Genomic DNA, 12,552 nt, shown 5'->3' with positions numbered 1-12,552 from the left:
GGCGGCGTCGATGGTATGGGTGCCGTGGCGGCTGTTGACGCGCTCCATAAAGTGGTCGCGGCCGGGGTCATTGCTGTTACGCACAAGGTCGATGCAGGCGCGGTCGAGTGCGACAGGGTCAAGGCTGGACAGGATACCCACATCGTTCATGCAGGGGTCCTCGGCCACGGCGCAGCAGTCGCAGTCAACGGACAGATTCTTCATAACGGCCACATAGGCAATCTTGCCGGCAAAGTGCTTCGTAACAGTGGAAGCAGCGTCGGCCATCGCCTCCAGGAAGGTGTCCTGCTCGGCGCAGTGCTCCCACAGAGTGTATTGGTCGGTGGTCTGACCGCCGCTGTGAATCCACGCCTTACCGGCGCTGGACGCGCAGCCGATGGAGAGCTGCTTCAGTGCGCCGCCGTAGCCGCCCATCGGGTGGCCCTTGAAGTGGATGAGCACCAGCATACTATCGTAGTTTTCAATGTCCTTGCCTAGATAGTTCTCCTTCAGAACCTTGCCGTTCTCCACGGGCCAGGCCACGTCCGGGCCCTCGGCGTCCATGATGTCAACATCGAAAAAGTCGCTCCAATGATGCTTTTTCATCAGCTCAATGTGCTTGGGCGTCTCGTTGCGGGCGCCGCCGTAGGCCGTGTTACATTCAACCACGGTGCCGTGCACGGCGTCGATGACCGGCTTCATAAACTCCGGGTGCAGATAGTTCTGGTTGCCGTCCTCACCGCTGTGCACCTTGACAGCCACCTTGCCGGGCAGCTCCACACCCAGCTGATGGTACATCTTTACAACCGCCTCCGGGGTAAGCTCGTTGGTAAAATAGACCTTGGATTTTTCCATAGTAGGAACCTCTTTATTCAAATAAAAATAACAGGTTTATGGGGGCGCGGTGTGCATCCGGCCCTCAGGGGGCCTGCTGAAACCGCAGTGGCAGCTCCAGCTCGCACTGCTCCAGCAGGGCAGCGTTGCGCAACAGCTCGCGGGCGCTGCCGTCGGCGGCAAGACGTCCGTGGTGCAAAAGCAGCACGCGGTCACAGGTATCGTAGATGAAATCCAGATCGTGGGAGGCAATCAGCTTGGCGCAGGGCAGGTCATTCAAAATCCGAATCAGCCCGCGGCGGTTGCGGGGGTCCAGCGCGGCGGAGGGCTCATCCATCAGAATCAGTTCCGGGTCCAGCGTCAGGATGCCCGCGATGGACGCCAGCTTCTTCTGCCCGCCGGACAGCCGGTAGACAGGCCGGTCGGCGCAGCTCTCAAGCTGCACCCGGGCAAGGGCGCGGCGGGTGCGGTCGGCAACCTCCTGCGGCGGGTAGCCGTAGTTTTCGGCGGCAAAGGCAACATCGGCCTGCACGGTGGGCATAAAGAGCTGGCTGTCGGAATCCTGAAAGACATAGCCGACCTTGCGGCGCAGCTCCGGCAGATTTTTGCGGTTCATCGCAAGGCCGCCGACGGTCAGCGTGCCCTGCTGCATCGGCAGAATACCGACCAGCAGCTTGAGCAGCGTGGACTTGCCCACACCGTTGCAGCCCACAAGGCCAACGCGCTCTCCGCGCTCCAACGTGAAGGAAAGGCCATCCAGCACAGCCCCCTCATGTCCGCCCTCATAGCGGAAGGAGAGGCCCTGTACATCTAAAATCGGGTCCATTGGCAACGCTCCTCAAAATAGATTCCCAATTAGCTCAAACACCGGGATGCAGCGAAAAACAAGGCAGTACACCACCGTAACGGCGGCAAAAGGCACACCGCCGGTGCGGGCGTGTGTGTTCGGCGCAGAGGCATTGCTGCCGCAGTGGTAGCCGCGCAGCAGCATACTCTCGTACACAAGCTGGGCGCGGTCCATACTGCGCAGAAGCAGCTGCCCCAGCAGCGAGCCCCATGCCCGGAAGTGGATGCCCTTCTGACCCGGCGCACGCAGGGCGTAGGCCGTGGAAATGCGGTTTGCCTCCTGCAGAAGCAGGACGATGTAGCGGTAGGTCAGAAGAATCGTCGTCACCAGCACCCGGGGAACGTGCAGTTGGCGCAGCGCCGTGCAGACAGCCTCGATGCCGGTGGTGGCAATCAACAGATAGACCGCCAGAAAGCTGAACATCCCCTTGATAAGCAGCGTCAGCAGTGACACCCAACCGCCGGAGAGCACCACAAGCCCCAAATCCAGCACCGGTGCGCGGTCAAAAAACAAATTGCAGAGGCCCACCGCTGCCAGCAGCAGCGCCACACTGCGCCCACGGCAGAGCGTATCCCAAAGGGACAAATCTGCCAGTGCGCAGAGCAGTATCGGGTACAGCCCCATGCCCAGAAGGCCGGTCAGGGCATATTTGGGGAATGAAAGTGTAAAAATAAGATAGACCAGTACACTTACCAGCTTAGCCAGCGGCGGCAGACGGTTCAGCGGCGTATCGCGGGCAGCCAGATCGTCCAGCCGGTGTACATCCTTAATGGCGTGGTGCAGTCGATCCATTCCGGTGCGCCGCCTTCTTGATGATTTTGCCCAGCAGCACAACCGCTGCCAGCACAACGGCGGCGCCGATAAGCCCTGCCGCACTGCCGCCCGCGGCGCTTTCCGACCCGGCAAGGTTATAGTCCGGCAGCAGCGCCGTCAGGGACTGGATGCGGGCAAAGAACGCCTGCACAGAGCCGGTGGCTTCCAACTCTGTGCTGCCGGTCAGGCGCTGCAGCGACCATTCCAGACCATCCGGAAAGGCCGATGCAAACAGCGAGAGCAACCCCGCCGTGACAGCCGCCAGCACCGCCATAACGCCCAGCACGCCGCGCAGTGTCATGGGCTGCTTCTGGCTGTCGGCGGATTCCGCCTGCCACAACAGGGAAGGGCGAGCCTCCTGCAGAAAGACGAGCACCGCCGCGGTGACAGCGCCCTCCACAAGGCCGATGGCCAGATGGATGGGCTGCATCACCGCCAGAAATGCCGTGAAAGGCAGCTCGGTAATGCCGGAGGCCAGTGTCTCCAGCGTGACCGAGAATGCGCCCAGCTGGAGTGTCAGAACGCAGCCCAGCAGGGAGGCGGCAATGATTTTTTTGCGCGTGATACCCTTGCGCATAAAGGCACGCCAAATCAGTGCGCCGACAAAACAACCGTAGAACGCCATATTCCAGACGTTTGCGCCCAGCGCCATCAGACCGCCGTCCGCAAAGAGCAGGCATTGGATAAGCAGCACACCAATCATCGTCAGGAAGGCCGCGTAAGGGCCGACCACCGCCGTGAGCAGCATACCGCCGCACAGATGGCCGGAAGAGCCAGTGCCGGGGATGGTAAAGTTAATCATCTGCGCAGCAAAGACAAAGGCACCCATCACGCCCATAACCGGAACGAGCTGGTCCTCCTTGTCCTTGTCGAGCTTATGAATCGAGTGCCCGGCCGCCGCCGTGGAGCAGGCGTACATAATACCGGCCACGCCGGGGGCAAGCAGAGCATCTGCCATATGCATAGTATTTTTCTCCTTGTATCCTCTTTTATTTTTCCAGTTCTTTCAATACGGTGCGCAGTGCGTCCTGATAGCTGCAGCCGTTGGCGCGGCAGAGCTCCCGCAGGCTCTCATACTCGGGGTAGCAGCGCGTTTCGGGTGTCCCGCTATCCTCACAGGGCAACGCGCACTCCTTGACCTGTGCGCAGCCCAGCGGAGTCTGCACGGTGCGCAGGCGGCGGGTCAGGATGCTGCGCGCCATCTCTGTGCGGCGGATGCCGATGGTGGTGGTCTCCGCAAAGATAATCTGCTCCATCGCGGGAATGTCCTCCTGCAGGCAGAGCACCGACAAAAGGAACGCAGGACGGTTCTTTTTCATCTGGATAGGTGTGTAGTAGACGTCCCGCGCACCGGCGGCCAGCAGGCGCTCCATCACGTAGCCCAAAGCCTCGCCGGTGCAGTCATCAAGGTTTGTTTCCAGCTTGCAGATGGTATCCTGTGCAGTATGGAAGCCACTGGTCGGGCAGATAAGCATGGCACGCACGAAGCCGGGCAGCTCCTGCTCACGCTTGCCCGCGCCCAGACCGATTTTTTCCACGGTGAAGGCAGAGGGCAGGGCCTCGCTGGTGCGCACCGCCGCCGCAATGGCCGCGCCGGTGGGGGTCACGTACTCGCCGTGGGCGTGGGTGATGTGCAGGGTCAGGTGCTCCGCCGCCGCAATGTTGGCCACGGCGGGCACCGGGATGGGCAGTACGCCGTGGGCACAGCGGACGGTGCCAGTGCCCTCATACAGGGCGGGGATGATGACCTCGTCGATGCCCAGATTGTCCAGACAGACGGCGGCGGCGGTGATGTCCACGATGGAATCCACCGCGCCGACCTCGTGGAAATGCACGGTTTCCAGCGTGGCACCGTGGGCCTTCGCCTCGGCCTCGCCCAGAATCGTGAAGATGCGCACGGCGGTGGCGCGGGCACGGTCGGTCAGCTCGGTTCGGTTCAGAATGTCGAGAATTTCGTGCAGGCCGCGATGCTCATGGTGGTGCGCATTATGGTCATGCCCATGCGGGGCATCGGCGTGGTGTTCCTCGTGGTCGTGGTGATGTTCATGCGTGTGCTCGTGATAGTCCCCATAGAGATAGGTCATATCATGGTCATGGTTTTCGTGGGCGGCATCCAGCACCACATCAAAATCGCAGGCGTCCAGACCGGACTTCTTGACGTGGGAAATTTTAATGGAAAAGCCATCCAAAGGCAGGCTGGCCAGCGCCTTGCGCAGCACAGCCTCATCCGCGCCCAAATCCAGCAGAGCGGCCGTGACCATATCGCCGCTGATGCCGGAATAGCACTCTAAATATAACGTTTTCTTGCTCATTTTTTCTCCTCTGTGGGCGGCTGGCAGGCAAGGCGGTTTATCTGCGTTGCCAGATAGCCGGCCCCATAGCCGTTGTCTATGTTGACGGTGGCAATGCCGTTGGCGCAGGAGTTGATCATCGTCAGCAGCGCCGAGACACCACCGAACGAAGCGCCGTACCCTACGGAGGTCGGCACGGCAATGACCGGGTTCTGTACCAGCCCGCCAATCACACTGGCCAGCGCGCCCTCCATGCCCGCCACGGCTACCACGCAGTTGGCGGCCTGAATAGGCTCGAGATTGGCCAGCAAACGGTGCAGGCCGCTTACGCCGACATCATAGATGCGGGTGACCCTGCTGCCGAAAAACTCCGCCGTCTGGGCGGCTTCCTCGGCCACGGCGATGTCCGCTGTGCCCGCGGTACATATCGCAATGCTGCCAATTCGCGGTTTATCGTGCTTTTCCAGCTTCAGCAGGCGGGAAACCGGGTCATAGACAACGCCGGGGCAGGCGGCGCGCACAAGCTCATATTGCTGCGGCGTGGCACGGGTGCCCAGTACCTCGCCCTCCTCGGCGGCCAGCCGCGTAAAGATGGAGACAAGGTACTCGTCCGCCTTACCGCTGCAGAAAACCACCTCGGCAAAGCCGGTGCGCTGCCGCCGCTGGGTGTCCAGCTTGGCGTAGCCCAGCTCCTCAAACGGTGCGCGGCGGAAAAACTGCTCGGCCTCGTCCACGCTCATGGCGCCGTCCCGGACCTTTTCCAGCACTTCTTTTGCGTCCATTGTACTGTCCTTTCGGCGGGCTTACTTTTTCAGGCCCAGCGTCTCATTCATGCTGCCCATGCGGTAGCCCTGCAAATCCATTGTGACATAGCTGAAGCCGTAGCTTTTGAACGCGGTAACGATGGCCTCACGGTTTGCCAGCAGCTTTTCAAACTCGTCGGGCAGCACCTCGATGCGGGCAATCGTGCCGTGAATCCGCACACGCAACTGGTGAAAGCCCATATCCAGCAGAAGCTGCTCGGCCTTGTCCACCATGCCCAGCTTTTCCTCGGTGATTTCCTCGCCGTAGACAAAGCGGGAGGACAGGCAGGCAAAGGACTGCTTATCCCACGTGGGCAGGCCCAGCTGGCGGGAATAGTCGCGGATTTCCTGCTTGGTCAGCCCCACATGGCGCAGGGGGCTGGTGACGTGCAGCTCGGCCACAGCCTGCAGGCCGGGGCGGTAGTCGCCGTTATCGTCCATATTGGAGCCCTCGGCCACATACTGTACGCCGCTTTCCTTCGCCAATGCGATGATTTTCTCAAACAGCTCATGCTTGCACAGGTAGCAGCGGTTCTTCGGATTGTGGGAGAAGCCCTCAATCTGCAGCTCCTCGGACTCGACGATAAAATGGCGGATGCCCTCTTTTTTGCAGAAGGCCTCGGCCTCGTTCAGCTCCCGCTTCGGGAAGGAGCAGCTGCGCGCCGTGACGGCAATGGAGTTATCGCCCAAGGTGTCATGGGCAACCTTTAATAAAAAGGTAGAATCCACACCGCTGGAAAATGCAACCGCTACGCTGCCCAGCTCCCGCAGATACTGCCGTAATGCTTCTAGCTTATCCATTCGTGGTAAACCTCGCTTTTATTGGTTAAATCTCTATAGTTAGATTATCATTGAACGTGGGTTTAAGGTCAAGGGGTTTGCAAAAATTTTCTGCACAAAAATAACCGCTGCGCCAAGTCTGCGCGGTGGCTTGCAATCTCACAGCAAAAATGATACATTTATAGTTATGAGGAAATAGGAAAATAAAATCTTAGCCGAAAAGGGGAATGCCACTATGATTCATTTGGCGCTGGTGGAGGATGATTCTGTCTACCGCAGTCGGCTGCGGGAATATATTGAGAAATACAGCGCTGCATCGGGAGAAAAATTCACCGTGACGGAATTCTCCGATGGGGACGAGATTGCCCTTGGCTATAAGGCCGTGTATGACATCATCCTGATGGACATTGAAATGAAGTTTATGGATGGGATGATGGCAGCCGAAGAAATCCGCAAGGTGGACACCGAGGTTATCATCATCTTCATCACAAACTCGCCGCAGTATGCCATCAAGGGCTATGCCGTGGACGCACTGGACTACGTGCTGAAGCCGGTGTCCTACTATGCGTTTTCCCAGCGGCTGAGCCGTGCCATTGAGCGCGTGGCCCGCCGTGCGCGGCACTATCTGCAGATAAACGCCCACGGAACTGCGCACAAGCTCGATACATCGTCTATTTACTGGGTGGAAAGCAACGCGCATGACCTTGTGTACCACACCGCGGAGGGGGAGCTGACCGCCCCGGGCTCGATGACCGAGCTGGAGCAGAAGCTGGCGCAGGACAGCTATTTCCGCGTCAACAAGGGCTGCCTTGTCAATCTGGAGCACGTTGACCAGATGGACGGCGAGGATGCCGTGGTGCACGGTGACCGTGTGCCGCTGGCGCGTGCGCGGCGCAAGGCGTTTCTGGACGCGCTGAATGATTACATCAATGGGGTGGGGTGACGCTATGCCGTACTATGAACTGGACATTCCGCGGCAGGTCACCGCGGCGGCGGACTGGCTGGCCTGCCTGTTATATCTGCAATTTCTGCCGCCGCGCTTTGGCGGCGGCAAGCGGGCGGCGCTCTACGCCGGGGCTCTTGCTGTGCTGGAAATCTATCTGGTGGCTACAGACGGCTACAACGGCTGGCAGTTCAATGTGCTGTACGCCGTTTCGGTCGCGCTGATGCTGCTGTTTATGCTGGCGGCGTCCAAGGGCGATTACTGGCAGATGGGGTACTTCTGCACCCGGGCTTTTATTCTGGCGGGCTTTGCAGCCTCGCTGACATGGCAGATGTACGTCTATTTTGCACGCAGCAATGTATATTTGCAGAGCTTTCCCGCAGTATGCTGCTTTATTGCGGTGGGGTTTGGCATCATCTTTGGACTTATGTGGCTGCTGGAGGATGGCGGTAGCACCGGCAGCATCCAGTTTGACATCCGGCCGCGCACTACCTGCATTGCGGCGGGGCTTGCTGCGGCTATCTACATTCTTTCCAGCATCAGCTACACCACGCTGGAAACGCCGTTCTCGGCCCGCGGCACGATGGAAATTTACACCATGCGCACGGTGGTTTACTTTGGCGGCGTGGCGCTGCTGTTTGCCTATCAATCGCAGCTGCGCGATTTGTTGACCCAGCGCGAGGCGGACGCTTTGCGCAATATGCTGCACATCCAGTATGAGAATTACAAAATCCGGCAGGAAAGCGTTGATCTGATAAACCAGAAATATCACGATTTGAAGCATCAGATTGCCGTTCTGCGCGCCGAAAGCGGCGAGGAGCGCAACGCCGTGCTGGACAGGATGGAGCAGGAAATCAAGGCCTATGAGGCGCAGAACGATACCGGAAACAAGGTGCTGGACACCGTGCTGACCGGCAAAAGCCTGACCTGCAGCACCAAAAACATTCAGCTTACCTGCGTGGCGGACGGCGCGGCGCTGGACTTTATGGACGTGATGGACGTCAGCAACCTGTTCGGCAACGCGCTGGATAACGCCATTGAGAGTGTGGACAAAATTGCCGACCCGGAACGGCGGCTCATCCATCTGAGCGTAGCGCGTCAGAAGGGCTTTGCCGCTATCCGCATTGAGAACTGCTATGACGGCGAGCTACACTTTGCCAACGGCCTGCCCATCACAACCAAGAAGGACGTGGGCTACCACGGCTTCGGCGTCAAGAGTATCCAGAACACCGCCGCCAAGTATGGCGGCACCGCGACCATCACCACCCATGACGGTTGGTTTGAACTGCGCGTCCTTATCCCACGCGGCCAGAAGCCCACAGCCTGATATAACAGCAGCCCGCAGCATTTTGCTGCAGGCTGTATTTTATACCGTGGTTACCAGCGTCTGTACATGGCCGGTTACTGTGTAGCCGCCGCTGCCAGCGGGTTCAGCTCGCTTTCAATACCGAAATCACTGCGCAGGCGGCTGCCGCCCCACAGGGAGGGCCAATGCTTCTATTATGGTATAGAATCCGCTTTTTTGCAAGTACAAAAATGTTGCAGAATGTGCCCGCGGGCTTATTGGATGCCCGCGGCGCGGAGTTTGGCGCGGTACTCGGTGGGGGTGATGCCGTACAGGGCGCGGAAACTCTTCAAAAAACTGCTGTAATTCGTGAATCCGCTCGACGAGCAGGCGTCCAGCACACTGACGCCGGAGGCAATCGCATTGCGGCAGTGCTGCATACGCAGATTGGTCAGGTAGCCGTGGACGCTCTCCAGCGTGTACTCTTTAAATACGCGAGAAAGGTGCTCCCGGCTCGTGTAGGTGTATTTGGCCAGCTGGGCCACCGTCAGCTGCGGGTCGGTATAGTTGGCCTGTAGGTATTCAACGGCGCGGGCGACCAGTAGGCTGGTGGCCGAGGGCGGCGGGGCGCTCTGGCGTTTGTGAACCAGGTGGCTGAACAGCAGGAGCAGCTCGGTAAGCTCGCAGCACTGCACGGTTTCCCGGATGGTGGCTTCCAGATAGACGGTCTGCGCCATCCGCTCCAGCAGGCCACGGAAATCCCACCGCGCCACCGAGTCCGCGTCCAGAATCAGCGGCTCCGGCTGCAGGGCTATGGGTAGGTCGGCCTGTGCCCATGCACGCTCCCAGATGCCGGGGGCAATCTGCACCACAAGACGTTCTGAGGTGTCTGCGGTCACATTGAACTTGCCAGAGTGGTAGACGCCACCGGGAAAGAGAATGAGCTCCCCGATATGCAAATCGTACACGCTGCCGCCGACCGAATAGCGCACGCTGGAACCCGATACCGGCAGAATCAGCTCATAGTAGGGGTGCGAGTGTACCACAGACTGTTTGTTGGTCTGGTTGGTGTACCATGCCACCACCACATCGCCGCCCTGCAAGGCGGAACTGGCCACCTCCTGCGTCAGGATAGAATCGACATAGTGCGGTACTTTTTGAATAAGCATGAACAGCACCTCCGGCAGAAAAAGCTCCTTGCCACGATTATATCACATTTTGCAACATTCTTGCTACAAAAGTGAGAGAAATTTGTGAACAAATTTGATATTATAATGGCGAAATAAGGCAATAAATGCAGAATGAACAAAAATAGGCACTTATTTTTGTGCAATCTGTACAGGAGTTGCCGTAAGAACGGTTTTTACCAGCCACGCACAACCACAAACTGAAAGGGGAAAAACTATGAAAGTGTGCTACACCGGCGGTGCAGTCAAGGACTGCGGCAGCTATTACTCGGTTGCCACCAACGCTGTCGAGCTGCGCATCTGGTTCCTGACGGATGACATCCTGCGCATCCGCGCCGGTTTTGATGGCGATTGGGACGAGGCCAGCTACAGCCTGACGATGACCGCATGGGAATCCCGCACCGATAACCTGATGAAGGACTGCCGCAAGCGCGTCCAGTGCGCTGCCGCCACCCTGACCGATGGCGAGAAGGAAGCCGTCATTCAGGGCAGCCGCCTGAAGGTGGTCGTTGAGAAGGTACCCTTCCGCATCATGGTCTATGACAAGGACGGCAGCCTGCTGCACGCGGACATTCCCGACCTGGCCTACCGTGAGGACAGCAATCACCGTCGCATCCACGCCAGCCAGATTGAGGCGGACGACTGCTTCTACGGCTTCGGCGAGAAGTCCGGCGAAATCAACAAGGCCGAAAAGTACATGAATATGGCGCCCGGCGATGCCATGGGCTACAACCCCAAGGAGACCGACTCGCTGTACAAGCACATTCCTTTTTATATCCGCCTGAACCGCGGCACCAAGCAGGCTGTGGGCTACTTCTACCACAACACGGCCGAGTGCGACTTCAACATGGGCCGCGAGAAGCGCAACTACTGGCACCGCTACTCCAGCTACCGCACCGATGCAGGCGACATTGACCTGTTCCTGATTGCGGGCCCGTCCATCCGCAGCATTATCGAGCGCTACACCGACCTGACCGGCAAGAGCGTCATGCTGCCCAAGGCCGCGCTGGGCTACCTGGGCAGCTCGATGTACTATCCCGAGCTGCCGCAGGACTGCGACGATGCGATTCTCGACTTCATCGACACCACCCGCGAGGAGGGCATCCCTGCGGACGGCTTCCAGCTTTCCAGCGGCTACTGCGCCGTTGAAACGCCCGAGGGCATCAAGCGCTGCACCTTCACCTGGAACACTAAGCGCTTCAAGGACCCGGCTGACTGGTTCGCCAAGATGCATGACCGCGGCATCGTGGTCTCGCCCAACATCAAGCCCGGCATGCTGCTGGTGCATCCGCTGCTCAACGAGATGAAGGAGAAGGGGATGTTCCTGCCCGCCTCCGACGACAACGCCGGTGTGGACGGCCTGGCCGTCGGTACCTGGTGGGGCGGCCCCGGCCTCTTTGTGGACTACACGAAGGAGTCCACCCGCCTGCACTGGAAGCAGTACATCAAGGACAATCTGCTCAAGTACGGCTGCCGCTCCATCTGGAACGACAACTGCGAGTACGACAGCATGGTCGACAAGGACGCCAAGGTCTACTTTGAGGGCAAGGGCAGCACCATCGGCACGATGAAGCCGATCATGAGCAACCTGATGTGCCAGCTGTCCAACGAGGCCATCGAGGAGTACGACCCCGAAAGCCGCCCCTTCACGGTCTGCCGCAGCGGCCACGCCGGCATCCAGCGCTATGCGCAGGTCTGGGCCGGTGACAACCTGACCCACTGGGACACCCTGAAATACAACATTGCCACGATTCTGGGCATGGCCCTCTGCGGCGTGTCCAACCACGGCTGCGACATCGGCGGCTTCTACGGCGTCTCGCCGGAGGCCGAGCTCTTTGTGCGCTGGGTGCAGAACGGCATCTTCCAGCCGCGCTTCTCAATTCACTCCACCAACACCGACAACACCGTGACCGAGCCCTGGATGTACAGCGACAAGAAGCAGTACATCAAGGCGGCCATCGACTTCCGCTACAAGCTCAGCCCGACGCTCTACTCCCTGATGGAGCGCGCGCATGAGAACGGCCTGCCCATCTGGCAGCCGATGTTCAGCGTGTTCCAGAACGACCCCGCCACCTACGATGAGGGCGTCAACTTCATGTTCGGCGACTCTCTGCTGGTCGCCAACGTGGTCGAGAAGGGCCAGACCGTCCGCCCGGTCTACCTGCCCAAGACCGAGAACGAAAATGAGCGCTTCTACGACTTCTACACCCGCGAAGAGTACGCCCCCGGCCAGACGATTGAGGTTCCCGTAGACATTGCCAGCATCCCGCTGTTTGTCCGCAGCGGCGCGATCATCCCGATGAGCGGCAACCCGCTGCACAACCTGATGACCGAAAAGACCACCGCGCTGGAAATCCTGATGGCGCCGGATGTCGATTCCGAGTTCACCCTGTACGAGGACGACGGCTGCACCAACGACTACCGCAAGGGTGACTATCTCAAGACCAAGATTGCGGTCGAGGCCGGTGTCAGGACGGTGGTTCGCTTCACGAACGAGGGCAGCTACGATACAGCAGTCGAGAGTATGTATCTCGACATGATTCACCGCGAGAAAGCGCCGTTCTACGTCCAGCTGGACGGCAAGGAACTGCCGCACTTCCTGCATCGCCGCAAGTTTGAGGAAGCCGAAAGCGGCTGGTACTACAGCCAGCGCCTCAAGAGCGTGCAGATCAAGTACCCCAACCCCAAGCGCGACCACGAAGTGCTTGTGTCCTTTGAGCAGTTCGATATGATTGGGATGTAATAAAGGCCCCCTACAAACAATAAACAACCCGGGTGCACCCACACTAT

11 protein-coding genes are annotated in these 12,552 nt (G+C 59.3%); 3 read left to right on the top strand and 8 right to left on the bottom strand.

Annotation, left to right across the window (positions count from 1 at the left end; all coding sequences use genetic code 11):
• The 7 genes from NE623_RS12035 to larE all read right to left on the bottom strand — a co-directional run.
• A partial coding sequence (locus NE623_RS12035) for a DUF362 domain-containing protein (protein ID WP_256276156.1) occupies positions 1-834 on the bottom strand: 834 nt, incomplete at its 3' end.
• 64 nt (positions 835-898) lie between these two features.
• Complete coding sequence (locus NE623_RS12030; RefSeq protein ID WP_256272757.1) at positions 899-1,639, bottom strand: energy-coupling factor ABC transporter ATP-binding protein; 741 nt, start codon at positions 1,637-1,639, stop codon at positions 899-901.
• A 12-nt stretch (positions 1,640-1,651) separates the two neighbouring features.
• Complete coding sequence (cbiQ, locus tag NE623_RS12025; RefSeq protein ID WP_256272756.1) at positions 1,652-2,452, bottom strand: cobalt ECF transporter T component CbiQ; 801 nt, start codon at positions 2,450-2,452, stop codon at positions 1,652-1,654.
• A complete protein-coding gene (locus NE623_RS12020) occupies positions 2,427-3,437 on the bottom strand; it encodes an energy-coupling factor ABC transporter permease (RefSeq protein WP_256272755.1) in 1,011 nt (336 codons plus the stop codon). The genes cbiQ and NE623_RS12020 overlap by 26 nt, the downstream gene beginning before the upstream one ends.
• Before the next feature lie 25 nt (positions 3,438-3,462).
• Positions 3,463-4,785, bottom strand: a complete 1,323-nt coding sequence (gene larC, locus NE623_RS12015) for a nickel pincer cofactor biosynthesis protein LarC (RefSeq protein ID WP_256272754.1) — start codon at positions 4,783-4,785, stop codon at positions 3,463-3,465.
• Complete coding sequence (gene larB, locus NE623_RS12010) at positions 4,782-5,546, bottom strand: nickel pincer cofactor biosynthesis protein LarB (protein WP_256272753.1); 765 nt, start codon at positions 5,544-5,546, stop codon at positions 4,782-4,784. The genes larC and larB overlap by 4 nt, the downstream gene beginning before the upstream one ends.
• Before the next feature lie 21 nt (positions 5,547-5,567).
• A complete protein-coding gene (gene larE, locus NE623_RS12005) occupies positions 5,568-6,368 on the bottom strand; it encodes an ATP-dependent sacrificial sulfur transferase LarE (protein ID WP_256272752.1) in 801 nt (266 codons plus the stop codon).
• Between the two features lie 214 nt (positions 6,369-6,582).
• On the opposite strand from larE, the gene NE623_RS12000 reads away from it, so the two are divergent.
• Both NE623_RS12000 and NE623_RS11995 read left to right on the top strand, forming a co-directional pair.
• Positions 6,583-7,290 carry a LytR/AlgR family response regulator transcription factor gene (locus tag NE623_RS12000; protein WP_256272751.1) on the top strand — a complete coding sequence of 236 codons (708 nt, stop codon included), beginning with the start codon at positions 6,583-6,585 and terminating at the stop codon, positions 7,288-7,290.
• A 4-nt stretch (positions 7,291-7,294) separates the two neighbouring features.
• Positions 7,295-8,617, top strand: coding sequence for an ATP-binding protein (locus NE623_RS11995; protein WP_256272750.1), 1,323 nt, complete (start codon positions 7,295-7,297; stop codon positions 8,615-8,617).
• A gap of 233 nt (positions 8,618-8,850) precedes the next feature.
• Here NE623_RS11995 and NE623_RS11990 read toward each other — a convergent pair whose 3' ends face one another.
• Positions 8,851-9,744 carry an AraC family transcriptional regulator gene (locus NE623_RS11990; protein WP_256272749.1) on the bottom strand — a complete coding sequence of 298 codons (894 nt, stop codon included), beginning with the start codon at positions 9,742-9,744 and terminating at the stop codon, positions 8,851-8,853.
• Positions 9,745-9,979: 235 nt separating this feature from the next.
• On the opposite strand from NE623_RS11990, the gene NE623_RS11985 reads away from it, so the two are divergent.
• Positions 9,980-12,505, top strand: a complete 2,526-nt coding sequence (locus tag NE623_RS11985; RefSeq protein WP_256272748.1) for a glycoside hydrolase family 31 protein — start codon at positions 9,980-9,982, stop codon at positions 12,503-12,505.
• Positions 12,506-12,552 lie beyond the last annotated feature (47 nt).

The sequence above is a fragment of the Gemmiger formicilis genome, from assembly GCF_024462815.1.
GTDB lineage: Bacteria > Bacillota > Clostridia > Oscillospirales > Ruminococcaceae > Gemmiger.
This window is presented reverse-complemented; position numbering and strand designations above follow the sequence as displayed.

Bases quoted from the DNA above. Each gene is read 5' to 3' on its own strand.
- larC (WP_256272754.1), bottom strand. From the start codon at position 4,785: ATGAGCAAGAAAACGTTATATTTAGAGTGCTATTCCGGCATCAGCGGC.
- NE623_RS11995 (WP_256272750.1), top strand. From the start codon at position 7,295: ATGCCGTACTATGAACTGGACATTCCGCGGCAGGTCACCGCGGCGGCG.
- NE623_RS12030 (WP_256272757.1), bottom strand. From the start codon at position 1,639: ATGGACCCGATTTTAGATGTACAGGGCCTCTCCTTCCGCTATGAGGGC.
- larB (WP_256272753.1), bottom strand. From the start codon at position 5,546: ATGGACGCAAAAGAAGTGCTGGAAAAGGTCCGGGACGGCGCCATGAGC.
- cbiQ (WP_256272756.1), bottom strand. From the start codon at position 2,452: ATGGATCGACTGCACCACGCCATTAAGGATGTACACCGGCTGGACGAT.
- larE (WP_256272752.1), bottom strand. From the start codon at position 6,368: ATGGATAAGCTAGAAGCATTACGGCAGTATCTGCGGGAGCTGGGCAGC.
- NE623_RS11985 (WP_256272748.1), top strand. From the start codon at position 9,980: ATGAAAGTGTGCTACACCGGCGGTGCAGTCAAGGACTGCGGCAGCTAT.
- NE623_RS12000 (WP_256272751.1), top strand. From the start codon at position 6,583: ATGATTCATTTGGCGCTGGTGGAGGATGATTCTGTCTACCGCAGTCGG.
- NE623_RS12020 (WP_256272755.1), bottom strand. From the start codon at position 3,437: ATGCATATGGCAGATGCTCTGCTTGCCCCCGGCGTGGCCGGTATTATG.
- NE623_RS11990 (WP_256272749.1), bottom strand. From the start codon at position 9,744: ATGCTTATTCAAAAAGTACCGCACTATGTCGATTCTATCCTGACGCAG.